This is a genomic window from Lysobacter soli (assembly GCF_003382285.1).
In the GTDB taxonomy this organism is placed as follows: Bacteria; Pseudomonadota; Gammaproteobacteria; order Xanthomonadales; family Xanthomonadaceae; genus Lysobacter_J; species Lysobacter_J soli.
This window is the reverse complement of sequence record NZ_QTJR01000003.1, coordinates 278,170-301,634: the sequence shown is the minus strand read 5'-3', so window position 1 is coordinate 301,634 and position 23,465 is coordinate 278,170. Positions and strand designations below refer to the sequence as shown.

The following is a 23,465-nucleotide window of genomic DNA, read 5'->3' as shown; positions in this document are numbered from 1 at the left end:
CTTCAGGGGGAAGGGTGCGCAAGCGGGACTACAAGCGACGAGTGCGGATCGCTCATTATCGTGAGCGTAACCCTTTGGAGAACGCGCCCTTGATCAGTCGCCATCGGACCGGAAAGTCCGTATCGCCGTCGGGAAGTTCGATGACGCAATGCAGATGATCGGGCAGGACGACCCACCCGTGGGTGCGGAAGGGGTGGCGGAGCATCACGTCCGAAACAGCGCGGCGGAGCAGGTCGATCTCGCGAACGAGCAGATCGTTGCCCCGCCGTTTCAGCCAGCGTAGCCCGGGTAAGCGGAGCGCACCCGTGTTGCCATGGACAATAGCAATCGTATGGATGAAAAGGCCCGCTTTGGCGGGCCTTTTCATTGGAAAGCAGGATGGGGCCGCGGCTAATGCCTGTAGTCTGCGGGCGTCAAAGCTCCCGTTTGATGAAATCGGCCAGTGCCCTGGATCGATAGAAGCCCATGCATTGCTCAAAGATCCTGTTGAACGGGCCCCGGCCTTCCTCGTCCTTCATCGGCAACTGTGCCCGGTAGTAGTTGGATGTGGATGATTCGACGAAGGCCGCGAGTCTCTTGCCCGCGTTCTGTCGCCGATCGGACAACTGGTAGCGAAGCGTTAGGTACGACTCGTCCCTCACCTCGCGCGCGACGTAGCCGCCGCTCCGTTCGTAGTTGCCATCCAGGCAGAGTTTCAACGCGTGCGCCTTCGCATCGTCAACCGAGATCCGTGGCTGTGCCGCCGGCGTGGGCGAACAGGCGAACGTGACGGCGCCAAATGTCGCGCAGGTCAGAACAGAGCGGAGGGCCATTTCAGCTCCCAGAAGGAACGGAGGCGGTTTGGACCACCCGCTTGCTGTGCTCCGTCGCAGGATGGCGTGTATAGGCGCATCCCGCCAGCGAGATCGATGCCCAGATCTCTCCCCCAGCCGATAACATATCGACGGTACACGCATCTAGAAGTTGGGTAGCTGGTCTGGTGCCAGTTCGCAGACATCCCAGTGCCGCTTTTGGGTGTCCTCGTCCCATCGAATTTCGTGGACTGTGGTTTTTCCGTGGCTGTCTCGCGTAAGGCAGAAGTACCCTTCATACACGCGGGGAATCCACGTTCCTGCGGTGGGGTGGGGAATGTGTGAGTTGAACTCGTAGGAATAGACCACTCCCGTGCTCAGTGGCAACGCTGGGGCATCCGCGTCGAACCGAGGGTCTGAATCTCCGTAAACAATGCATGCGTCTGGCGAGAGGTAAACCGGCTTCCCCTCAAAAAAGCCCATGCTCCAGACCGTACGCGACATGGCGCCGTGGAGACCTCGCTGGGATACGTGGAGCGCTGCAAGGTCGGGCGGCGTTCGTCTGGTTTCCTCGCTATCTGCCACAGTGAAGCACGGCAGGCCTCCAACCTGCCTTACTTGTCCCGCTTGGTGGACATGCGGCTGGCTGCAACCTGCGCAAAGCGGTATGGCCGCGATCAGAAATTCGCTCAGCTTGAACACTGATTAGCCCTACTGAGTGAGTGGAGGGAGGTTGCCGATGCTTCTTGGGTTGAGGAGAAAGTCGGCCAGGGCGTTTTCTAGGAGCTGTCGGATGTTAGGTGCGTGCATGTACTTCTTCCCGTATAGCTCGCGCCTGGCAATCCCTCCGACGATCGCAACTAGGTAGTAATCAGACAGGATGTTGGCCTGCTGCTCCATGTTGTACTGACAAAGTCGGGTGCCGGGCATGAGCGTGTAATCGTAGGGGTCTATGCCGCGTATCTCCAACGCGGACGACGTTGCGCGATATGCCGTCTATGCATTCCACCTGCCATCCGGAAAAGCCTTCGAGCGCTCGGCCGCCGGCTGTTGTGGGGTCATCTACAACGATGAAGTAACGAGCGGCCATGCTGCTCCGTAGTGGTCGGGAGCGCCAATGAAACGACTCCTTGCGAGCGTCGGAGTTGTCGCTCTACTCAGTGCGCCGAGCGTCAAGGCGGTTTCGTTCGGAATCGATGCGCACCCCATCGTGTACGAGGAGAGGGGACGTGTCTGTTTTCGGGTCGAGCGCTACGTCTACTCGCACTCGATCATCTCGTTTCTTGACTGGTATCGGGATATCGAGGCGCGCGACGTGCGACTCGTGGATTTGTTGGTAGGCAACGACGAGGACGGCTGGGGCGTCTACAAGGACGAGTCGACACCCGGGCTGCGACTTCGTAGATCGACGGGCGTTTGTTACGGACTCGCGCCGGCAGGGTTCGTGACGAGGGACGAAGCCGAACCTTTGCGGCCCGGACGCTACACCGTGCTGATGGACGCGCGAGAAGGCGAGAATCACCTTCGGTTCACCGACGACTTTTGCCTCTCAGACGATAGGCGCTTGGTCAAGTGCGATGACGGGGAGGAAGCACCGAAGTCGTTCATCGAGCAACTGCTCCGCTGGGTGTTCGGTGACTGACCTGACTACCACGATGCGCACACCATCCGCCGCAAGGGCAGGCGTATCGCGGGTGGCCATCAAGATGGTGATATCCCTGTTGGTTGCCGCACTAAGCACCGTGCCTTCCGCCCTGTCAGCCCAAGCAGCAAGGCCCATTTCCATCGGAGGAAGCGCCGACGAAGACGCTTGCGCGGCAGTCGGTAAGGTCAAAGGGTTGAAGCCAAAGGGAACCCTCGCGGTAAGGACCGGTCCCGGCCGTTCCTTCGCATCCGTCGACGAACTCCGGAACGGACAGTTGCTGTACGTCTGTGACTCGTCGAAGGACGGTACGTGGCTGGGCGTCGTCTACGCACGTGGCAACGACAGCTGCGGCGTGACCAGTCCTGTTGTGAAAAGGCAAGCCTATAAAGGGAGCTGCAAGCGCGGCTGGGTCCGCTCGGATTGGGTCGAGATCGTGGCGGGGTAGGTCCCCCGTGACTATCGACATTCCCGCCCACCCGGCGCGCGCCTCTAGAGTGGCCCCGTTTGGATCAGGAAGACGCCAGGCGAGGGCAGGGCGTTGGACGGTCCGCCCGCCTGCATGGAGACGTCCCGATGACCACCCGCCGTGACCTGCTCAAGTTCAGCGCGCTTGCCGCCGCTGCCGCAACGCTGCCGTCGTTCGCGTTCGCCGAAGAGAAGGCCAAACCTGTCGGCCGCGCGAAAAAGCCGCTGGACATCCTCATCCTCGGCGGCACCGGGTTCACCGGGCCGTTCCAGGTGAACTACGCACTGGCGCGTGGGCACAAGGTCACGCTGTTCAATCGCGGCAAGAAGCCGTCGCCGGAGTGGCCGGGCGAGGTGGAGCAGCTGTTCGGCGATCGCAACACGGGCGATCTGAAATCGCTGCAGGGCCGCAAGTGGGACGTGTGCATCGACAACCCCACGAGCCTGCCGTTCTGGGTGCGCGACGCGGGCAAGGTGCTGGCCGGCAACGTGGGGCATTACCTCTTCATCTCGACCATCTCGGTGTATGCCGATGGCAGCAAGCCGGGCATCGACGAGAACGCGCCGGTGGCCATCTACAAGGGCAAGGACGCGATGGCCGAAACACAGGAATCGCTGCGCGCCGATATCGAAAACCTCTACGGCCCGCTGAAGGCGCTGAGCGAGGCCGAGGCGCACAAGCAATTCGGCAAGCGCGTGACGATCGTGCGGCCGGGCTACATCGTCGGCCCACGCGACGAAACCGACCGCTTCACCTACTGGCCGCATCGCGTCGCACAGGGCGGCGAAATGCTGGTGCCCGGCGATGGCGCCGACCCGGTGCAGATCATCGACGGCCGCGACCTGGGCGAATGGATGATCCGTCTGGCGGAGGCGGGCACGATCGGCACCTTCAACGCCGTCGGCCCGAAAACGCCGATGACCATGGACGAGATGCTGCGCGCCTGCCAGAACGCCACCGGCGGCAAGCCGACGTACACGCACGTCACGCCGGAATTCCTGGAAGCGCAGAAGGTCGGCGAACTGCCGATCTGGGTGTCGCGCAAGAGCGGCGATTACGCGGGCTATGGCGCGGTGAGCAACGCGCGTGCGATCAAGGCCGGGCTCACCTATCGCCCGCTGGAAACCACCGTGACCGACCTGATGGCCTGGTTCCGCAGCCTGCCGGCCGAACGTCAGGCGAAGCTGAATGCCGGGATCTCGCGCGAGAAGGAAGCGGAGCTGCTCAAGGCGTGGCATGCGCAGCAGGGTGCGTAAACGGGACGCGTAGGTTCGACAAAGCGGCATGAAAAAGGCCCGGATTCCCGGGCCTTTTCATTGGGTCACAGCTGCCACGTCAGACCGGCGCGAAACCCTTGGCGGCCTTCTTGTCGCGCTTCTCGGCCTTCTTTTCCTTCATCGTTTTCGCCGGCTTCTTCTTCTGTTCCTTCTTCTGGTCCATGCCTTTCATGCGGCGTCTCCTGGATGCGGTGGCGGTGGACGGCGGCGGCCGTCGGCGAGCGAAGTATGCGCCTGCGGCAGGGCGCGCGGCGTAGCCGGACGCCCGTCACGGTGGGGTGGCCTAAACTAGGCGGCCCCACGCAATACCGCTCGACGCCCCATGATCACCAACGACGTTCTGCGCAGCATCCGGTACATGCTCGATCTCAGCGACCAGCGCGTCGTGGAGATCGTCCACCTGGTCGATCCGGCATTCGCGCTCGACAAGGCCGACGTGCAGGCGTTCCTGCGCCGCGAGGACGACCCCGAGTACGCCGATTGCAGCGACGCGGTGCTGGCTCGGTTCCTCGACGGGCTGGTGATCTACTGCCGCGGCCGCGACGAAAGCCGCCCGCCGCGCCCGCCGGAAACGCGCGTCACCAACAACGTCGTGCTGAAGAAGCTGCGGGTCGCCTTCGAGCTGAAGGACGTCGACATGCATGCGGTGTTCGAATCGGCCGGCTGGCCGGTGTCGAAGCCGGAACTGACGGCGCTGTTCCGCCAGCCGGGCCATCCGAATTACCGTCCGTGCGGCGACCAGCTGCTGCGCAACTTCCTGAAGGGCCTGACGCTGCGCGTGCGCGGCGCCTGAGGCGGCATTGCGTCAGAAGCGGTCGCCGACCGGCAGGTAGCGCCATTCGCCCGGCGGCATCTTCGCCAGCGACACCTTGCCGATGCGCAGGCGCCGCATCGCCACGACCTTCAGCCCGACCTGTGCGCACATGTCCTGGATCTGCCCGGGCCGAACGTCCTTGAGGGCGAAGCGCAGGCGGATCTCGTTCTGCCAGCTGACCTTGCACGGCGCCAGTTCGCGCCCCTGGTAACGCAGGCCGTGGTTGAGGCGGCGCAGGCCGTACGGGGCGATATCGCCGGCCACTTCGACGACGTATTCCTGCTCGATCTGCGCCGCGTCCTCGGTGAGCCGGCGCCACACGCGGCCGTCCTGCGTCAGCACGATGAGCCCGCTGGCCTCGGCCTCCAGCGGCACCAGCGGCGTCAGCCGGACGAAGTGGCGCTTCAGCAGGCGCACGCCGCTGGCGTCGCCTTCCCAGCGCGTGCCGGGCGTCACCAGCGCGGCGGCGGGGTCGCCACCGTCGAATGCATCGAAACCGGCCGGCTTGTGCAGCAGCACGGTGGCCGGTTCCGGCGCTTCCAGCACGGCGTCGGGGTCGAGTTCGACGCGCTCGTCCGTCACCGGGTGCTGCGGCGCCTCGACAACCTCGCCGTCCACGCGGACCCAGCCGTTCTCGATATAGCGCTCGGCATCGGCGCGCGAACACCCGACCAGTTCGGCCACGCGTTTGGAGAGTCGGACGGGATCGGTCATGGGCGGGGGCTCGGCGGGGGGGCGGTACTTTGGCACACGTTGCCACCACGCACCCGAATGCGGCGTCGAAACACGTCCGGTTGTCTGGCGCTACCATCCACCTGCCATGGAATCCGCGGGGGGCGGAGTGAACGGACTCAAGCCGGTGTCAAGTCGCCGAAGTGACGCCCTCTCGCGCGTCGGCTGGGATCAACTCGAACTCCTGCTGGCGGCGTACTACCGCAGCGAGGGCTATGACGTCGAGCACGTGGGCACGGGCGCGACCGGCGCGAAGGCCGACGGCGGCATCGACCTCAAGCTGCGCCGCGGCGAGCAGTTCGTCATCGTGCAGTGCAAGCACTGGAACGCGATGAAGGTGCCGCACAACGACGTGCACCAGCTGCTCGGCCTGATGGTCAACCACGGTGCGACGGGTGCGATCCTCGCGACCAGCGGCGAGTTCACCAAAGCCGCGATCGAGGCCGCGCAGAAGCTGGGCCACGTGCAGCTGATCGACGGCGACGAACTGCGGATGATGCTCGGGCCGATCCGCGAACCGGCCCCGGCGTTCGATTCGGTACGCATGGGCGCGCGCGATGGGATTCCGGCGGCCGTCGCTCGTCGCATCGGCGAGCGGTTGCTGTCGGCGACGGAGGATCGCATTCGCTACGGCAGTGGACGGCGGGAGCGGCGTTCGACAACGCGCAGCCTCGCGACGGTGCTCGCGCTCAAGCTGCTCGCCGCCGTGGTGTTCATGGCCTTCATGCTGCTGATGTATCGCGTGTTCGTCGATTCGATCATGCGGACGGTCGCGCCTGCGACGCCGGCGGCTTCTACCACGCAACCCGCAGCGCCTGCGGTTGCGCCGCCGGTTGCGGCCACCATCGATTCCTGCCGCGAGATCATCGACGCCAGGTCGGGGAGTTATATCGACCGCTGCGCGCAGGGGCCGGTGCACACGCCGAGCGCCGCGCAGACGCGCGAACAGCAGCATCGCGCGGAGGAAGCGATGAAGGTCATCGCCGAATCGACGCCGGAGATCTGAACGTCGGCACTTCACTCACGACCGGATGCAGGGGGCGGCATGGACGGAGCAGGGCAGGCAGCATCGCAGGACGCGGGATCGAGCGGCAACGTAGCGCCCATCGAAGTCCCGCGGGATCTGTGGCAGCAGTACACTTACTTGGGCGACAAGTGCGACAGCTACTCGCGCAGCTCGTTCGAGGATTTCGGACTGCTGTTCTCGACCGGCGCCATGGCGGCGTGGGTGCCGGTGTCGGCGCAGTTTCCCGAAGCCGCACTGGGCCGGTGGGCACCGCTGACGGGGTTCGTGGCGATCCTGTTCTTCATCGCCATCGTCGGTACGCGCACGCTCGCCAAGCAGGCGCTGGTGCAGTATTACCTCGCGAACCTCGCGCGCGTGGAGGCGAGCGTCGCATCGCGATTGCCGCCAAACGACGCGGACGCCTTCGCCTTCGCGCGCCGCTGGCCGCAGTGGCAGGCGACGCATTACGAACCGCTGATGCAGCGCTTCCTCCTGCTGTTCGCGATCTTCCTTGCATTCGTACCGACGGGTGCGCTCGCGGTCGGGTCGGGCGCGCTACAGGCGGCGGTGTACTTCGGCTGCTTCCTCGTGGTCGGCGGGATCTATGGTTCCGCTGCGGGCCGGCTGCGCGGCGCGGCGATGGCGGACGCGTGATGGCCATCGCCGCTGACCTGGGCGTCACCGACCTGGGAAGCCGCATCCTCAAGGTCAACCATGCCGGCGAGTTCGGCGCCATCGCCATCTACAGCGGACAGATCGCGATTGCGCGACTCGTCGCGCGCGACCTGGTGCCCGAGCTGATCGAGTTCCGCTCGCATGAGCGCCGCCATCGCGAGATCTTCGGCGCGGAACTGGCGCGGCGCGGGCGCCGCCGGTGCAGGAGCTACTGGCTGTGCGGACTGGGCGGTCTGGTGCTCGGGTTGACGACGGGCGTGCTGGGCCGTTCGGCCATCTCGGCCACGACGGTGGCCGTCGAGAGCGTCGTCCTCCGGCACCTGGAACATCAGCTGCACATGCTGCGTGGAAGAGACCCGGCCGCCGTCGAAGCGATCAGCGCGATCACCGAGGAAGAGCGTGCGCATCACGATCAGGCGGCGCTGCATGTGGATGAAGGGGGGCTTCTGTACCGCGTGTTGCGGCCGGTGGTGTCGATGGCGACGGAGTCGGTGATCTGGCTGGGGATGAAGCTTTGATCGGCGGGGGCGTCGCTAGACCTCTGGGCGCCGGTGCATCGCGCTTCGGTGATCGGTAGTAGTGCTCGATTGCAACGCGCTGGACCTCCGGCGGTGCGAACGCCAGGTTGCAGTCGGCGCGGGTAGCAGGGCTCTGAAGCAGGAAGATCGACAGCCAGGCGCTGCGCAGTCTGTTCATGAGGGCGTTTTGACGGGGGCGGCCGCCAGCGTCGCAGCACGATCGCACGGCCGATATCCGGATCACGCCACCCGTTGATGCGCACGAGTACGCCGCATCGCAAATAATGCGGCTTCAGCACAAGCCAGCTCTGTCATGACCATCACCCTCACCGACTTCGCCCGCCCCCGCCTGTTCCCGCGCGAGCCGCGGCGAAACACGATCCAGGACTGCACGCCGGAGCAGTTCGAGCGGCATCTGAACGAGGTGCCGCCGCTGGCTGTACTCGAGGGATACGCGCCGTTCTGCAAGCTGCACGTGCACCGCAACTGGACGTCGACGAAGTGCCTGGCGGTGCCGATCACCGACGACAACCGCCACCTGCTGCGCTCCGACTACGACGCGCGCACGCGCGACGAACTGCCGGTGCTGGTGCGCTGGTTCGAGGGGCTGGAGCCGCCGCTGGCGAACTTCCTCATCGTGATCCTCTACAGCCGCGAGCAACTGGCGAAGGAAGGCACCGAGATCGACGCCGACTGGGGCGTGGTCGGCTGCATGTACACCGCCGAGCCGGTTGAGACGCCGATGGCACCGATCACGATCATGCGCAACGCGCTGGGCGTGGAAGAGGGCGGTTCCGGCGTCCCGCTGGATCGCGATGCCTACCTGCGCAGCGTGGAGTTCTGGCGGACGCATGCGAACTGGCGTGGCTGACTCGCCCACCCGGTGCGACGTGCGTCACGTCGCGCGACATCCACCCGCCTGATTTACACGCCGCTTACCGCATCTTCACCGCTGCGTTGCCGCGCGACGCATCGAATGCCTGCGTTCACCACGAACGCAGGAGATTGATCATGAGGAAGACATGGAGCGCCGCCGCGATGGCGGTCGCACTGTTCGCATCCGGCGCGGCGACGGCCGCGATCACGCACGTGAGCGGTTCGGGCGTCAGTTACGATCCGGGCATCGCGCTGGAGGACGCCCGCGCCGATGCGATCGGCAAATGCACGGCGCAGGGCGGCGAGCCGATTGCCGAGGTCTACAACCACGTGACACGGGCGAACCAGTGGATCGCCAGTTCCGTGTGGTCGTGCGAAGTAGCGGACGCGCCCTGACGCGTGGGCTGCGCCGGCACTGAAAGGCCCGCCACGCGGGCCTTTCGCGTGTGCGCGTTCGGCGCCGATGACGCACCGGATGCTAGAGTCCGCCTTCATCCGAACCCCGCAAGAGCCCGCCATGAACCACACCGCCCCGTATCCCATCGGCACGCCCGGAACGCCTTGGGGCGCCGCGGAGAAGGCGCAGTGGCTCGCGGGGCAGGTACGCCGTCGCAGTTATGCGGACGAGGTGGTCGCGGCCATCGAGCCGCTGCGTTCGAAGTTCGACGTGGTCGAGTACGGCACGCTGCAGTACGGCGACGAGCGCTTCCCGCTGCTGGCGATCCGCAGCCGCGACCGGAACGACGCGCTGCCCGTCGCGCTGGTCACCGGCGGCGTGCACGGTTACGAAACCAGCGGCGTGCACGGCGCGCTGCAATTCGTGCGCGACCACGCGGCCGATTTCGCCGGACGCGTGAACCTGCTCGTCGCGCCGTGCATCAGTCCGTGGGCGTACGAGCGCATCCATCGCTGGAATGCCGAGGCGATCGATCCGAACCGTTCCTTCCGCGCGGATAGCCCGGCGCAGGAATCGGCGGCGCTGATCAAGCTGGTGGAACCCGTGCGCGATCGCGTGCTGGTCCACATCGACCTGCATGAAACCACCGACACCGATGAAACCGAATTCCGCCCCGCGCTCGCGGCGCGCGATGGCAAGCCGTTCGAGCCGGACGGCATTCCGGACGGCTTCTATCTGGTCGACGACAGCGAGAACCCGCAGCCGGAATTCCAGAAGGCCGTGATCGAAGCGGTGGCGAAGGTCACGCACATCGCGCCGGCCGACGCGCAGGGCCGCATCATCGGCTCGCCCGTGGTGGCGCCGGGCGTAATCGAGTATTCGCTGCGCAAGCTCGGCCTGTGCGCGGGCGTCACGGATGCGCGCTACAAGACCACGACCGAGGTGTATCCGGACAGCCCGCGCGCCACGCCGGAGCAGTGCAACCTCGCGCAAGCCGCCGCCGTGTGCGCCGCGCTGGAGTACGCGCTGGCGCATCCGTAAGCCGCATCACCCGCAGCATCGCGTGACCGGACGATCCTTTCGAGACGCCACCATGCCCAACCCGCATCGCCGCAAGTTCCTCGCCGAAACCGCCATCGCGCTGGCTGCCGCGCCGTTCATCAGCACCAGCGCGACGCGCGAGAAATCGAAGCAGTCGCGAAAACTCGGCGTTGCGGTGTGCGGCCTGGGCCGTCTCAGCGAGAACCAGATCGCGCCGGCGTTGATGAAGACGCAGCACTGCCGTCTTGCGGGTATCGTCACCGGGACGCCGGCCAAGGCCGCGGCGTGGAAGGCGAAGTACGGCATTCCCGATGGCAGCGTGTATTCGTACGACACGATGCATCGCATGGCGGACAACCCCGACATCGACATCGTCTACGTCGTCACGCCCAACGCGCTGCATGCGCCGCACACCATCGCCGCGGCGCAGGCCGGCAAGCACGTGTTCTGCGAGAAGCCGCTGGAGATCTCGGTCGAACGCTGCCAGTCGATGATCGACGCCTGCCGCAAGGCGGGCCGCCTGCTCGGCACCGCGTATCGCTGCCAGTACGACCCGCATCATCTGGAATGCATCCGGCTGGTGCGCGAGGAAGTGTTCGGCAAGCCGAGCATCGTGCAGGCGGGGTTCGCGATCGATGTGGGCGAGCCGACGCAGTGGCGCCTCAAGCGCGACCTCGCCGGCGGCGGCGCGCTGATGGACGTGGGCATCTACGCGTTGCAGGCCACGCGGTATCTCACCGGCGAGGAACCGATCCTGGTGTCGGCCATCGAGACCAAGACCGACCCGGTGAAGTTCGCGCAGGTCGACGAAACGATGGTGTGGACGACGAAATTCCCCAGCGGCGTCGTCGCGTACTGCAGCACCAGCTACAAGGACGGCGGCATCCAGAACCTGCGCGTGAACGCCGAACGCGGCTGGTTCGAACTCGACCCGGCCTTCTTCTACGACGGCAACCACGGCCGCCGCAGCGACGGGAAGGAGATCCGCTTTCCCGAGATCGACCTGTTCGCCGCGGAAATGGACGACTTCGCGCGATGCGTCCTCGAGAACCGGCCGACCAAGGTGCCGGGTGAGGAAGGCCTGCGCGACGTGCGGATCATGCAGGCGATCTACGAGTCGGCGCGCACGGGCAGGGCGGTGACGTTGGGGTGATGGGTTGCGCTTGCTCACCAGCTTCGTTCTCCGTCATCCCGGCAAAGGCCGGGACCCAGACCCGCAGCGCTGGGGAATGCCGGAAGCGGCGAACTATCGACCGTCATTCCAGCGAAAGCTGGAATCCATTTTGATCTTTGGCACTCCGCTGAAGGAGCAAAATCGCAGCGCTGTGCCGCGACATTGATTCAACGCATCCGCTTCGTTGCCCCTCACCCCAACCCCTCTCCCGGTGGGAGAGGGGCTTAACAGCCCCATACACCCATACACACGAGACGCCCCCATGCTTCGCCAGCGCCTGGCCGCCGTCGCCATCGTTCTTTCCGCGATTTCCGCATCGTCCTTCGCCGCACAGCCCATCGTTGGCGCGTACTACCCGGGCGGAAACGCCGCGCGCTATCCGGTGTCGAACATTCCGGCCGACACCGTCACGCACCTGTTCTACGCGTTCGCGCGCATCGAGGACGGCCGGTGCGTGATCGAGAAGGATGCGCCCGAGCGCTTCAAGGAACTCGCCGCGCTGAAGATGCAGCATCCCAAGCTGCGCACGATCATCTCCATCGGCGGCTGGGAAGCTGGCGGCTTTTCCGATGCGGCGCTGACGAAGGAAAGCCGCGAGCGCTTCGTGTCCTCGTGCGTGGCGATGTTCTTCGACACCCACCGGGGCAGCTTCGACGGCGTGGACCTGGACTGGGAATTCCCGGTGTACGGCGGCCCGAAGGAGATCGCGGCGCGGCCGGAGGATCGCGAGAACGCGACGCTGCTGGCGAAGGAATTCCGCCGTCAGCTCGATGCGAAGGCGAAGCAGCGCGGCCAGTCGTACCTGCTCACCGCCGCGCTGCCGGCCGGTCGCATGCAGTCGGCGGGTCCGTACGATCCGGCGAAGAGCTACGACCTGAAAGCGCTGGGCGAAATCCTCGATTTCATCAACCTGATGACCTACGACATGGGCACCGCGTTCTCCACCGTGTCCACGTTCAACGCGCCGCTGCGCGAAGTGCCACAGGATCCGCTGCCGCCGGAGCTGCGCCGCGCCAACAATGTCGAAGGCGCGGTGGATTTCTACCTGCAGCACGGCGTGCCCGCAGACAAGCTGGTGCTCGGCGTGCCGTTCTACGGCCGCGGCTTCCGCGTGAAGAGCGCCGACAACCACGGGCTCTACCAGGCTTACACCGAGCCGTATGCCGCCGGCGACTGGCGCGACATCCAGTCGAAGCTGCTGAAGGATCCGAAGTGGACGCAGCACTGGCACGACGTCGCGCAGACACCGTACCTGTTCAACGCCGACGAGCGCGTGTTCGTGAGCTTTGAAGATGCGAAGTCGATCGCGCTGCGCTCGCAACTGGCGAAGGAGCGCGGACTGCGCGGTGTCTTCATGTGGGAACTCACCGGCGACGACGACCAGCGCAGCCTGCTGAAGGCGATGGCGGCACCGTTCGAAACCCGAGAAGCCGCGCCGACGCGGTGAATCGCATGTGAAGCCACGCGCGCGGCGACGAAGGCACAATCACGCTCCCGCGCGCGAGGCCGGCTTCCATGTCACATCCGTCCGACGATACGGCGACGTTGCAGGCGTTGCTCGAACGTCTGGTGAAGTTCCGCCTGCCGCGCGCGATGTCGCTCAAGGAGCGCGTCGATGCCGGCGAACGCATGAGCGATACCGACATCGCCTTCATGAAGGAATCGCTGGAAGACGCGCAGGACGCACAGCATTTCGTCGCGCGCCATCCGGAGCTCCACGCGCTCGGCGCGAAGGTCGCGCAGCTCTACGAGGAGATCGTGGAGAAGGCCACGGAGAACGAGAAGAAGGCCGCGGACGGCGAGTGATACGCCGTCCGCCTTCTGGCTCGCGCCTTACTTCGCCGGTGCGCGTGGCAGCGAGGCGAGCGTCTGCGTCGCGACGGCGTCGAGGTTGAGCTTGCCGGCGTCCTTCGCCTTCATCGAGCCGCGGTAGAGGGCGCGCCACAGTACGCGGATGTCCGACGGCTGGATCACCTCCACCTGCAAACCGCCTTCGATCGTGTCGACGGTGTGCACCTTGAAGGTCGGAACGCCTTCGGTGCCCTTCGACAGGATCTGCGAGCAGCCGTACGGGCCGCATTCCACTGCGCTTTCGCGCACCACGCCGCCCTGCTGCATGCGCTCGGTGACGCTGGTCTGCTGCACGTCCTGCACGCCGACGCGATACGCCACCGCGAGATCGGCCTTGCGCACGTCGTCGATGCGGCGATAGCCCTTCGCCTGCAGCGCCTTGTCGAGCGAGGCCTGCAGGCGCGTGCGGAAGGCGGGATCCTGTGCGCGCTTGTCGAGCTCCGCCTGCAATCGCGCCGGCATCGGCACCCAGGCGTAGGTCGGGCCGGGCATGGACGTCGCGCCCTTGGAAACATCGACGTCTGCCGCCGGCTGCTTGCGCGACTGCGCATGGGCAACCGGGACGAGCGTGGCGAGCAGCGTGCCGCAAACGAGCGCGAAGGCGAGCGTCCTCATGGTGCGTCCCCGACCGGAAGGTGGCGTCACTGTGGTGGCGCTGGCATTAGGGCGGCGTGAGGCGGGCTCGTCCACGGGACCGGGGCGGCCGATGCGCTACCTTGCCGGCGTCCGCGAAGGAGGCTCCATGCGCAATCTGGATTTCAGTTCCTGGCAGGCGGTGCTGTCGACGCTGATCGGCCTGGCGGTGATCACGCTGATCGGCGTGGGCATCCGGTTGATCGTGATGCAGACCGTCCAGGCACGGCGCGAGCGCGAGAACCGGCAGATCAACGAGCGTCTGCGCACGCTCATCGCCGCGTACAAGACGCTGGGTGGATCGTTCACGGGCGACCTGTCGGTCGACCCCACCCACCTGCGCGACGTGCAGCGGCGCGGCGACGCGCCTGCGGAGCCGGGCAACGCCGAGCTGGCGTTGCCGAGCTCCGACCGCTCGCGCCGCATCCGGGATGCGGTGGAAGGCGCGCTGTCGGACATCCTGCTGCTGGGCACCGACGAACAGGTCCGGCTGGCGGCGCGCGCGGCGGCGGAACTCGTCGCGGGTCGGCCGGTGCATACGGCGGAACTGGTCGTGTCGCTGCGCGACTTCATCCGCGGCGTGCTTGACCTGGACCCGGTGCCGTCGAACCTGGAGATCCCGAGGCAGGGTCCGAGCCGGCCGTCGTCTGCGGGGAAGGGAAAAGGCGAGGGCGCGCGCGAGGAAGGAAAGCAGGGTGGCCGCGGCGGTGGCGGTGGGATGGGCGGCGGCGGAATGGGAGGCGGGCTCGCCGCGGGCGGTGTCGGGATGGGGCTGGGCGCGGGCCTGACGGATGAGGCGGAGGAGGGGCGGTAGCCGGAGCACTCGTTGCCGGAACGCCGCCGTCATCCCGGCGTAGGCCGGGATGCAGGCTGATGACCTTTCCGAAACCGCTGGTCATTTACCGTCATCCCGGCGAAGGCCGGGATCCAGGCTGATCACCTTTCCGAACCATCTCGTCATTCCAGCGAAAGCTGGAATCCATTTTGATTTGCGGCGCTAAGTGGATACGAAAAGGAAGAAGCAACAGCGCAGCGCTTCATCGCAGCGGCGGTTCGCCGCTATCCCTCCGTTGCCCCTCACCCCAACCCCTCTCCCGGTGGGAGAGGGGCTTGAACGCCGGCATCGCATCCCGTCCAGAGAAGGTTCAAATACCGTCATCCCGGCGAAGGCCGGGATCCAGGCTGATGACCTTTCCGAACCATCTCGTCATTCCAGCGAAGGCTGGAATCCATTTTGATTTGCGGCGCTAAGTGGATACGAAAAGAAGAAGCAACACCGCAGCGCTTCATCGCAGCGGTAGTTCGCCGCGTCCCCTCCGTTGCCCCTCACCCCAACCCCGCTCCCGCGGGGAGAGGGGCTAAACACCGCGGGGAGAGAGGTGTCCAGCAAACAACGCCAAAGCGACCGTTACTTCTTCGTCTCCAGCGCCGCCACCGCATCCAGCGATTCCTTTACGTGCTTCTGCGGATTGAGGTCGGAGTAGACGTGCGAAATCGTGCCGTTCGGCGCGATGACATACGACGTGCGATCCGACCATTCCGGCTTCTTGGCGAGGATGGCGTCGTACTGCTTCGCGATCTTTGCGCCGGTGTCGGCGGCGACGGGGAACTTGCCGCCGCAGTGTTCGGTGGACTTGGAGAACGCGGCCAGCTGTTCGGTGTTGCCGGCGGTGATGCCGATGACCGTCGCCTTCTCGGCCTTGAACTTGTCGATGGCCTCGGAGAACAGGTGCGCCTCGAGGTTGCAGCCGGGGGTGAAGGCGGCGGGGAAGAAATAGACCACGACCGGCCCCTTCTTCAGCGCATCGGACAGCTTGAAGGTGAACGGCTCGCCGGCGAGGTACGCCGGGGCGCTGAAGTCGGGTGCCTTCGCGCCGGCCTTCAGTGCAGCCACGGCCGGCGCGGCCAGCGCGACGGTGACGACGAGGCCGGCGGCGGCCTGCTTCAACAGGTGCTTCATGACGCGCTCCAGTGCGGACGGGTGTCCATACGATACGGGTTTCGTCCCGGCCGCGCGGGCGGGCGCAACGCCCGTCAGGCGATGGCGCGATCGCGCATCTTTCGGCTGCGCTTGACGGCATACATGGCGGCGTCCGCGCGGGCGATCAGGGTGTCAGGGTCGGGCTGGTCGTCGGCGGCGACGACCGCACCGACGCTGGCGCCTTCGTAGTCCACGATCACCGTGCCGAGGTCGAAACGGCGGCGCGTGCTTGCGGCCAGGCGCTCGCGGAAGGCCTCGATGCTTCCGGGGCCTTCTACGTGCGCGACCGTCCCGACCACGACGAACTCGTCGCCGCCCAGTCGCGCCGCGAAGTCGTCCGCGCGCAGCGCGCCCTGCAGCGTGCGGCCGATCGCGGCGAGGAAGCGGTCGCCCGCCTCGTGGCCATGGCGGTCGTTGATCGCCTTGAAGCCGTCCAGGTCGATGAAGGCCACCACCAGCGCCTCATGCTGGCGCTGGCAGTGCGCGATGCGGCGGGTCATCTCGGCCATGAGCGCACGGCGGTTCGGCAGGCCCGTGACCGTGTCGACCAGCGCGCTCGCGGCCAGCGCGGCGTTGGCCTCCTGCAGCCGGTCGACGAGGCGTTCGCGTTCGAGCTGCTGGCCGATGAGGCGGGAGAACATGAGCAGAGCGCGCTGCGCATCGTCGGGCAGCGGCAACTGGCGCGCACTGGCGGCGCACAGGGTGCCGTAGAGCGAACCGTCCTCCAGCTTCACCGGCGTGCTGACGTAGGTGTGGATGCCGAGCGCCCGCGCGGCGTCCGAATCGCCCCAGCGCGAGGGCACGTCGTCGGTGTACGCGCACTCCTCGTCGAGCGCGCGCCGGCAGAGCGTGTCGGACCACGGCACGGTGAGCTGCTCGGGGATCAGCAAGGTCTGTGTGTTGCGTGCGAACAGCACGTGCTGCACGCCCGCGTCGGCGTCCACCGACGTGAGATAGGTCGATTCCATGCCGGTCAGCGCTTCCAGCACTTCCAGCAGCGGGCGGACGAGTTCCTCCAGCGTGCGTGCGCCGGTCACCGCATCGGCGACGCGGACGAAGGGAAGGGCGGTGATCGAGGCGCTTGCGGTTTCCATGCCGCCATTATCGGCCGACAGACCGCTACGTTCACCCTGACGTGGCGTCGGCGACAATCCGGCGATGGCGACCCCCGACCCGAGTCCGAACCGCAAGCCGTTCCCGATCCTGCACGTGGTGTGGCTGCTCCTGCTGGCCGCCGCGTTCGGGGCCGGCTGGGCGCTCTGGTCGGGGCGGGTGCGGATTCCCGAGGCGTGGAACCCCTGGGCACCGCTGCGCATCGACGCGACGCCGAACCTGCTGACGCGCTTCAAGCTCGACCGCGCGGCGGGCGATCGCGCCGCCTGCCAGGTCGCGCTCGCGCAGGCGGACATGCGACTGACGCCCGTGGACGACCGCGTCACCGGCGAGCATTGCGGCTTCACCAACGCGGTCCGCATCCAGCGCACGAGCGTGGCGGTGGGATCGGATTTCACACTCAGCTGCCGCACGGCCCTGTCGCTGGCGATGTGGGAGCGCCACGTGCTGCAGCAGGCGGCGCAGGAACACCTGGGGACACGCGTGGCGCGCATCGAACACCTGGGTTCGTACGCGTGCCGGAACCTCTACGGCGAGCAGGGGCGTCGTCGCAGCCAGCACGCCACGGCGGATGCGCTCGACATCGCCGGCTTCGTGCTCGACGACGGGCGTCGGGTGCGCGTGCTGAAGGATTGGCGATCCGCGCTGGCAGGAACGACGCCGACGTCCGCTGCACCGGCTTCATCCGTGGCCACCGATGAAGCGACGAAAGACGCGCCCGACCTGGACGAAGCCCGGTTCCTCCGCGCCGTGCACGAAGGCGCGTGCGACTACTTCGACGTGGTGCTGGGCCCGGACTACAACCGGGCCCATGCGGATCACTTCCACTTCGATCGGGGTGCGTATCGGGCTTGTCGGTGAGCTTGCGCAGTCGATGCGCGCGACCCATCGCGATTACTTCATCCCGGCGAAGGCCGGGATCCAGGCTCCGAACGCTCGGCCACCGTGTGTGGACAACCCGCTCGTCGCCATTCCAGCGAAAGCCGGAATCCATAGCTTCGTCTCGCAGGAAAGCAGGCATTGCGAGCGCCACCGTGCGCGCACGTCTCGACCCTCACCCCAACCCTCTCCCGCGGCAGAGGGGCTCAAAGCAACCGCTCGCTCGAACGCCGCCCGTCGCCCGAAGAAACGACCGATAAATCACCCGCGACGCCACTCACGCCAGAACGACAACCCCGCGACTACCGTCGTTCGCAACGAAGTTGCCAGGAGTGGTTGCGATGTTGAAGTGGGCCATCATCTTTGCCGTCATCGGCCTCATCGCGGGCGCGCTGGGTTTCAGCGGCGCCGCGGGCGCGGCCATGGGCATTGCCAAGCTGCTGTTCTGGGTGGGCCTGGTGATCGCCGTCGTGCTTTTCATCTTGGGCGTGACCATCGCCAAGAAGGTGACGTAAGTCGCCACCGCCGCCGATGCGTGGGGCGTCGGCGGCGGTTTCTTTTCCGGACGGGATTCCCGCTCCGATGATCCGGGCGCGCAACGCGCCTCGCTTCTTCCAGATATCCCAATCCCGGCGCCGTCCGTCGCATCAGCGCACCGGCTCGCCGCACGGTTGCATTTCGTCACGCAGGGGCCGCTATCCTCGCCGGCACGTTCCGACCACGCCGCGGAGGTTCCCCATGGCCGACACGCCACGTCGCAAGGCCAGCGACTTCGATCCGGAAGTGATGCGACTGTTCGACCAGTACGTGCACGGCATCATCGACCGGCGCGGTTTCCTCAGCGGTGCGGCGCGTTTCGCGGTGGGAGCGGCCGGTGCCGCCGGCATCCTCGCCGCGCTCGCGCCCAACTTCGCCGCAGCGCAGGAGGTCAAGCCGGACGACAAGCGGCTGGTCGCGAAGTACCTCGAATTCCCGTCGCCGCAGGGCTACGGCACCGCGCGCGGCTATCTCGTCCGCCCCGCGAAGAAGAGCGGCCCGCTGCCGGTCGTGCTGGTCGTGCACGAAAACCGCGGCCTCAATCCGCACATCGAAGACGTGACGCGTCGCCTCGCGCTGGAGGGCTACATCGCCTTCGCGCCGGACGCGCTGTTCCCGCTCGGCGGTTATCCGGGCAATGAGGACGCGGCACGCGCCGAGTTCGCCAAGCTCGACCAGGCCAAGACGCGGCAGGACTTCATTGCCGCCGCGAAGATGCTGCGCACGATCGAAGGCGGCAACGGGCGGCTGGGCGTGGTGGGCTTCTGCTACGGCGGCGGGATGTCGAACTTCCTCGCCACGGAGCTGCCGGACCTCGACGCGGCCGCGCCGTTCTACGGCGCGCCGGCGCCGCTGGAGGGCGTGCCGAACATCAAGGCGCGCATGCTGATCGTGCTGGCCGAGAACGACGAACGCGTCAACGCCGGCTGGCCTTCGTACGAAGCCGCGCTGAAGCAGGCCGGCGTGAAGTACGAACTGTTCCAGCCACCCGGCACGCAGCACGGCTTCAACAACGACACGACGCCGCGATACGACGAAGCGGCCGCGCGCGAAGCCTGGAAGAAAACGCTGGCGCTGTTCGACGAAACGTTGCGCAAGCCGGCTGCCTGATGGTCGATGCCGCCGCGTCGCATCCGGCGATGCGGCGGCATCTGCTCAGAGCTTCGCGGTCGCGACCGGCGATTCGGCCGCGACGGCCGGCGCATCCTCGAACCAGCCCGAGTACGCCGGCGCGACCAGCGGCTTGAGTTCGCTGCCCGGCACTTCGACTTCGCCGCCATCGTCGGTGCGGAAGCGCAGGCCCGCGATGCGACCGCTGGAATTGAAACGCGGCACGAACACGTGCTGCATCGCACGTTCGGCGGCAGGCGCGGACAGCGAGGCGGATTCCTCCAGCGCCAGATGGCGGATCTGCTCGTGCAGCCTCGCCCACGCCGCCGGGTTCGGAATCATTTCCTCCGGCGACAACAGGCGGTTTTCCTCAGGCGACCAGAGGAACACCTCGCGGCCAGGGCGGCTGCTCGCGCCGCCGGTATACAGCTCTTCGTCGGCGACTACCGCGAACATGCGCGGCGCGTCGGCGGCGGTGCTGAAACGCAGCGTGAGTTCGAACGGCACGGACGGGCGCGGCGTCTTTTCCAGCGCGGCGTCGAGCGCAGCGCGGCGCGCAGCCGCATGCGCCACGAGCAGCTTCGCGAGCGCCGGGTAGCGATCCAGCCCGGTCGGATAGCTGATGCCGACGATCGCGCGGGCGTCGCGTTCGAACACATCCTGCGGTGCGGCGAAGGTTTCAGCCTTGGGCGCATCCGGCGTGGTTGCCGTGGCGACCGGCGCATCGCGACGACCGCACGATGCGAGCACGAAGGCGGCGCAACAGGCGAGCACGGCGATGGAGAAGCGCGACGCGGCGCTCGAAGGAATGTAGGTGGGCACGGCGGCGAAGGCAGCGGCAGAGGGCCGCGAACGTTAGCAACGCGATCGCGCGCGATCTCTCGGAATCCTCCGAAATTCAGGGCATTGCGCGCGCGCAGCCCCGTTAAGGTTCGAGTCGGCGAACCTTCGCGCGATGTTTCCGTGCGTTCTGGCAGGGTGGGGCTCCCGCGAGCCTGTCGAGGCCGAGTCAACCGAGGTGATCCCATGCACGAACGATCCGCACGCACTGCCCTGGGCACGCTCGCCAGCGCCGCGCTGGCATTCGCGGCCGGCGCCCTGGTGATGTACCTCACGGATCCCAACACCGGCCGCCGTCGCCGCGCGATCGTGCGCGATCGCGGTCTCTCGATGCGCAACGACGCCGAACGCTACGTGCGCGGCAAGTCCAAACGCGCCGCCGATCGCCTGCGCGGCGTGGCGGCACGCACGCGCGCGAGCATGACGTCGGAGCCTATCGACGACGATCTGTTGCACGAGCGCATCCGTGCGCGTCTCGGTCGCCTGGTCGGACATCCGCACAACGTCGAAGTGCACGTGCGCGATGGACGCGTGCAGCTGAAAGGCCATGTGGCCGAAGAGGAATTCCATGACCTCCTGCACACGGTCGGATCGATGCGCGGCGTGCAGAATCTGGAAAGCCTGCTGCGCACGACATCGTCAACGCAGCCGCCATCGGCGCCGCACTGAGCGCAATCACACAAGGACGAGCACATGGAAACCCAGGAACTCCACCGCGGCCGGTTGATCGACCACGTGCAGCTGGTCGTGCGCGATCTGCCGGCCAGCCGCCGTTTCTACGATGCAGTGTTCGAGGTGCTTGGCGTGCCGCTCGGCGGCACACTTGATGATGGCGCCTTCTGGTACGACGAGCTGTTCGTCTCGACCGCCGACAGCGAGGCGGCGCAGGGCGAACTGACGGGCCGACACCATCTGGCGTTCCAGGCGAAGGATCGCGCGGCGGTGGACGCGTTCCACAAGGCGGCACTGGCTGCGGGTGGTCGCGACAACGGCGCCGCCGGCGAGCGCCCGTACCATCCGGGGTATTACGCCGCGTTCGTGCTTGATCCCGACGGCAACAACATCGAAGCGGTGTACCACGGCGAGCACACCCGCAGCGCGCCTTCGGTGAAGGTCACGTTCTGAACGAATGGTCAAAATGGATTCCAGCTTTCGCTGGAATGACGACGTCGTCGGCTTCAGCCCCTCTCCCGTCGGGAGAGGGGTGAGGGGCAACGAAGCGGGAGCGGTGAACGAACGTTGCAGCACAACGCTTTCGGTGTTGCTTCGCACCGAATCGTGAAGATCAAAATAGGTTCCACTTTCGCCGGAATGAAGGCATCTCTGATGCTTCAAGTCGGAGTGCCCAAACGACATAGGCCTGGGTCCCGGCCTACGCCGGGATTACGGCAGAATAGGAACAGGACGCGGCACCGGACCTCTCGTCACCTCACCCGCGCCGCCAGCACCTTCCCGATGAACGTATCGAGCGCGTCGCCGCGATCGATCCAGCGCACCACGATCAGCAGGTCGTTGTCGCGATCGATGTAGACGATGTTCTGGCCATTGCCGCGGAAGGTGACGCTGCTTTCCGGCGCCGACGGCAGCGACTTGCGGTCGGTGTTGAGGAACCAGTTGCAGTAGCCGTATTCGGGATTGTCGGCGCCGGGCGTGCGCGCCTTGGCGATCCATTCGCGCGAGACGAGTTGCCTTCCATCCCAGCGTCCGTCGCGCAGGAAGAGATACCCGAAACGCGCCAGGTCCCACGCGTCGATGAACATGCCGCCGCCCCAGTGGCCGCCGCCCGAGACCGACTGCATCTTCTGCCCGTCCAGTTCGACCCACGAGTTGCGGTAGCCGTGCCAGCGCCAGCGCGTGCTTGCGCCGATGGGGTCCATCACGTTCTCGCGCAGCACCTCCGGCAGCGGGCGACGCCACACCTGCAATGCGGCCAGCGCCAGCACGTTCACGCGCACGTCGTTGTACATGTAGTGCGTGCCCGGTACGTGGCGCTCCCGGTTCGGCCATTGTTCCGGCGGACCCGACGGCCGGTCGCCCCAGTCCGGCTTGCCCCACAGCGTGCCCTGCCAGTCGCTGGTCTGACGCAGCAGGTGCTCCCACGTGATCGGTGCGTTGTGTTCGGACGCGAACAGGTCGACGTCGCGCGGCATGTAGTCGGCGGCGCGGTCGTTCGTGTCGCGGATCAGCCCGCGCTGCCATGCGATGCCGACCACCGTGCTCAGGAACGTCTTGGTGACGCTGTGGCTCATGTCGAGGCTGCGCGTGTCGCCGAATTCGGCCACGACCTTGCCGCGATGCACGATGATGCCGTTGAGCCCGGCGCGCACCGCGGTCGGGCCGATCTGGCCCTCGAAGAACGGCTCCTTTGCGCCGAAACTCTGCGCCAGCGCGATGGACTGGTCGCGAGGTTCCTTCGCCTCGTGCGCGATGGCGTAATCGATCGCCTCCTGCAGCCGCTTCGGATCGAAGCCTGACTGCACCGGCGTCGCCCGCGCCCAGTCGCCGCGCGGCGGGAAATAGCCCTGTGCGAACGCCGGAGCGGCCAGCAGCAGCCAGAGCAGGAGGAGGAAGCGGGCGTGCAGGGAGGCGGGACGGGTCATCGGGCGCGTCGCAGGGGGCGGAAAGGACCGCCGCAGCATAGCCGGCACCGGCGGCCGCGACCTCGACGTCGTTTGTCGATTCCGCACGACCCCGCTCGTCGATGTCGATGAAGGGCGCACTTCCGCGCCCGCGAACCGAAGGAGATCCCATGCGTTTCATGTCCCTGATCCGAGTCGACGAAAACACCGGCCAGGTGCCGAGCCAGCGCCTGATCGACGAGATGACCGTGCTCATCGGCGAGATGCGCGCCGCCGGCAAGCTCGTCGATACCGGCGGCCTGCAGCCCACCGCGAAGGGCCGCCGCGTGCGGCTGCACGACGGCAAGCTGTCGAACATCGACGGCCCGTTCGCCGAGGCGAAGGAAGTCGTCGGCGGCTACGCCATCCTCGAGGCGGCCGACCTGGACGAAGCCACCGAACTCACGCGCCGCTTCGTCGCGATCCACGGCGACGAATGGAACATCGAGTGCGAGGTGCGGCAGATCGAGGAGCCGGGCATCTGACACGCC

General features: G+C 66.7%; 27 protein-coding genes. 19 read left to right on the top strand and 8 right to left on the bottom strand.

Annotation, left to right across the window (positions count from 1 at the left end; genetic code table 11):
• Positions 1-55 precede the first annotated feature (55 nt).
• Positions 56-367 carry a hypothetical protein gene (locus DX912_RS18150; protein ID WP_147298581.1) on the bottom strand — a complete coding sequence of 104 codons (312 nt, stop codon included), beginning with the start codon at positions 365-367 and terminating at the stop codon, positions 56-58.
• A 46-nt stretch (positions 368-413) separates the two neighbouring features.
• Positions 414-812 (bottom strand): hypothetical protein, encoded by a 399-nt coding sequence (locus tag DX912_RS06995; protein ID WP_233433510.1) that lies wholly within the window; start codon positions 810-812, stop codon positions 414-416.
• 1,096 nt (positions 813-1,908) lie between these two features.
• Between DX912_RS06995 and DX912_RS06985 the strand changes: the two genes are divergently transcribed.
• The 3 genes from DX912_RS06985 to DX912_RS06970 all read left to right on the top strand — a co-directional run bounded on the left by DX912_RS06985 (position 1,909) and on the right by DX912_RS06970 (position 4,972).
• The gene (locus DX912_RS06985) at positions 1,909-2,433 is read left to right on the top strand and encodes a hypothetical protein (protein WP_115841763.1); all 525 of its coding nucleotides are present in this window, start codon (positions 1,909-1,911) and stop codon (positions 2,431-2,433) included.
• 576 nt (positions 2,434-3,009) lie between these two features.
• Complete coding sequence (locus DX912_RS06980) at positions 3,010-4,158, top strand: SDR family oxidoreductase (protein ID WP_115841762.1); 1,149 nt, start codon at positions 3,010-3,012, stop codon at positions 4,156-4,158.
• A 343-nt stretch (positions 4,159-4,501) separates the two neighbouring features.
• Complete coding sequence (locus tag DX912_RS06970) at positions 4,502-4,972, top strand: YehS family protein (RefSeq protein WP_115841760.1); 471 nt, start codon at positions 4,502-4,504, stop codon at positions 4,970-4,972.
• A gap of 12 nt (positions 4,973-4,984) precedes the next feature.
• On the opposite strand, the gene DX912_RS06965 is transcribed toward DX912_RS06970, so the two are convergent.
• Positions 4,985-5,707, bottom strand: coding sequence for an rRNA pseudouridine synthase (locus tag DX912_RS06965; RefSeq protein ID WP_115841759.1), 723 nt, complete (start codon positions 5,705-5,707; stop codon positions 4,985-4,987).
• A 145-nt stretch (positions 5,708-5,852) separates the two neighbouring features.
• Here DX912_RS06965 and DX912_RS06960 point away from each other — a divergent pair, with 145 nt between their 5' ends.
• The 9 genes from DX912_RS06960 to DX912_RS06920 all read left to right on the top strand — a co-directional run bounded on the left by DX912_RS06960 (position 5,853) and on the right by DX912_RS06920 (position 13,218).
• Positions 5,853-6,731 (top strand): restriction endonuclease, encoded by an 879-nt coding sequence (locus DX912_RS06960; protein WP_181902741.1) that lies wholly within the window; start codon positions 5,853-5,855, stop codon positions 6,729-6,731.
• Between the two features lie 39 nt (positions 6,732-6,770).
• Positions 6,771-7,385 carry a hypothetical protein gene (locus DX912_RS06955; RefSeq protein ID WP_115841757.1) on the top strand — a complete coding sequence of 205 codons (615 nt, stop codon included), beginning with the start codon at positions 6,771-6,773 and terminating at the stop codon, positions 7,383-7,385.
• Positions 7,385-7,924: a demethoxyubiquinone hydroxylase family protein gene (locus DX912_RS06950; protein WP_115841756.1), complete on the top strand. Its 540-nt coding sequence runs from the start codon at positions 7,385-7,387 to the stop codon at positions 7,922-7,924. The genes DX912_RS06955 and DX912_RS06950 overlap by 1 nt, the downstream gene beginning before the upstream one ends.
• Before the next feature lie 313 nt (positions 7,925-8,237).
• Positions 8,238-8,795: a DUF3228 family protein gene (locus DX912_RS06945; protein WP_115841755.1), complete on the top strand. Its 558-nt coding sequence runs from the start codon at positions 8,238-8,240 to the stop codon at positions 8,793-8,795.
• A 140-nt stretch (positions 8,796-8,935) separates the two neighbouring features.
• Positions 8,936-9,196 carry a hypothetical protein gene (locus DX912_RS06940; protein WP_147298579.1) on the top strand — a complete coding sequence of 87 codons (261 nt, stop codon included), beginning with the start codon at positions 8,936-8,938 and terminating at the stop codon, positions 9,194-9,196.
• Between the two features lie 121 nt (positions 9,197-9,317).
• Positions 9,318-10,238 carry a M14 family metallopeptidase gene (locus tag DX912_RS06935; RefSeq protein ID WP_115841753.1) on the top strand — a complete coding sequence of 307 codons (921 nt, stop codon included), beginning with the start codon at positions 9,318-9,320 and terminating at the stop codon, positions 10,236-10,238.
• A 52-nt stretch (positions 10,239-10,290) separates the two neighbouring features.
• Positions 10,291-11,391 carry a Gfo/Idh/MocA family protein gene (locus DX912_RS06930; protein ID WP_115841752.1) on the top strand — a complete coding sequence of 367 codons (1,101 nt, stop codon included), beginning with the start codon at positions 10,291-10,293 and terminating at the stop codon, positions 11,389-11,391.
• Between the two features lie 283 nt (positions 11,392-11,674).
• Positions 11,675-12,859, top strand: a complete 1,185-nt coding sequence (locus DX912_RS06925) for a glycoside hydrolase family 18 protein (protein WP_115841751.1) — start codon at positions 11,675-11,677, stop codon at positions 12,857-12,859.
• A gap of 68 nt (positions 12,860-12,927) precedes the next feature.
• Positions 12,928-13,218: a hypothetical protein gene (locus tag DX912_RS06920; protein ID WP_115841750.1), complete on the top strand. Its 291-nt coding sequence runs from the start codon at positions 12,928-12,930 to the stop codon at positions 13,216-13,218.
• 27 nt (positions 13,219-13,245) lie between these two features.
• On the opposite strand, the gene DX912_RS06915 is transcribed toward DX912_RS06920, so the two are convergent.
• A complete protein-coding gene (locus tag DX912_RS06915) occupies positions 13,246-13,878 on the bottom strand; it encodes a DUF4136 domain-containing protein (protein WP_115841749.1) in 633 nt (210 codons plus the stop codon).
• 127 nt (positions 13,879-14,005) lie between these two features.
• On the opposite strand from DX912_RS06915, the gene DX912_RS06910 reads away from it, so the two are divergent.
• Entirely contained in the window at positions 14,006-14,710 is a 705-nt protein-coding gene (locus DX912_RS06910; protein ID WP_147298578.1) for a hypothetical protein, read from the top strand.
• Between the two features lie 594 nt (positions 14,711-15,304).
• Here DX912_RS06910 and DX912_RS06905 read toward each other — a convergent pair.
• Together DX912_RS06905 and DX912_RS06900 are read right to left on the bottom strand one after the other, a co-directional pair.
• Positions 15,305-15,856 (bottom strand): peroxiredoxin, encoded by a 552-nt coding sequence (locus DX912_RS06905; RefSeq protein ID WP_115841747.1) that lies wholly within the window; start codon positions 15,854-15,856, stop codon positions 15,305-15,307.
• A gap of 74 nt (positions 15,857-15,930) precedes the next feature.
• Positions 15,931-16,971: a GGDEF domain-containing protein gene (locus DX912_RS06900; protein WP_115841746.1), complete on the bottom strand. Its 1,041-nt coding sequence runs from the start codon at positions 16,969-16,971 to the stop codon at positions 15,931-15,933.
• 64 nt (positions 16,972-17,035) lie between these two features.
• Between DX912_RS06900 and DX912_RS06895 the strand changes: the two genes are divergently transcribed.
• From DX912_RS06895 to DX912_RS06885, 3 genes are all read left to right on the top strand, one after another.
• Positions 17,036-17,851: an extensin-like domain-containing protein gene (locus DX912_RS06895; protein ID WP_115841745.1), complete on the top strand. Its 816-nt coding sequence runs from the start codon at positions 17,036-17,038 to the stop codon at positions 17,849-17,851.
• A gap of 359 nt (positions 17,852-18,210) precedes the next feature.
• Entirely contained in the window at positions 18,211-18,384 is a 174-nt protein-coding gene (locus DX912_RS06890; protein ID WP_115841744.1) for a DUF1328 family protein, read from the top strand.
• Between the two features lie 223 nt (positions 18,385-18,607).
• Positions 18,608-19,516, top strand: a complete 909-nt coding sequence (locus DX912_RS06885; RefSeq protein WP_115841743.1) for a dienelactone hydrolase family protein — start codon at positions 18,608-18,610, stop codon at positions 19,514-19,516.
• Between the two features lie 45 nt (positions 19,517-19,561).
• Here the strand turns inward: DX912_RS06885 and DX912_RS06880 are convergent, their stop codons facing one another.
• Positions 19,562-20,338 (bottom strand): hypothetical protein, encoded by a 777-nt coding sequence (locus tag DX912_RS06880; protein ID WP_115841742.1) that lies wholly within the window; start codon positions 20,336-20,338, stop codon positions 19,562-19,564.
• Between the two features lie 204 nt (positions 20,339-20,542).
• Between DX912_RS06880 and DX912_RS06875 the strand changes: the two genes are divergently transcribed.
• Both DX912_RS06875 and DX912_RS06870 read left to right on the top strand, forming a co-directional pair.
• Positions 20,543-21,025, top strand: a complete 483-nt coding sequence (locus DX912_RS06875; RefSeq protein ID WP_115841741.1) for a BON domain-containing protein — start codon at positions 20,543-20,545, stop codon at positions 21,023-21,025.
• A gap of 24 nt (positions 21,026-21,049) precedes the next feature.
• Positions 21,050-21,481 carry a VOC family protein gene (locus DX912_RS06870; protein ID WP_115841740.1) on the top strand — a complete coding sequence of 144 codons (432 nt, stop codon included), beginning with the start codon at positions 21,050-21,052 and terminating at the stop codon, positions 21,479-21,481.
• A gap of 299 nt (positions 21,482-21,780) precedes the next feature.
• Here the strand turns inward: DX912_RS06870 and DX912_RS06865 are convergent, their stop codons facing one another.
• Entirely contained in the window at positions 21,781-22,956 is a 1,176-nt protein-coding gene (locus DX912_RS06865) for a serine hydrolase domain-containing protein (RefSeq protein WP_115841739.1), read from the bottom strand.
• A 158-nt stretch (positions 22,957-23,114) separates the two neighbouring features.
• On the opposite strand from DX912_RS06865, the gene DX912_RS06860 reads away from it, so the two are divergent.
• A complete protein-coding gene (locus DX912_RS06860; protein WP_233433509.1) occupies positions 23,115-23,459 on the top strand; it encodes a YciI family protein in 345 nt (114 codons plus the stop codon).
• Positions 23,460-23,465: the final 6 nt, after the last annotated feature.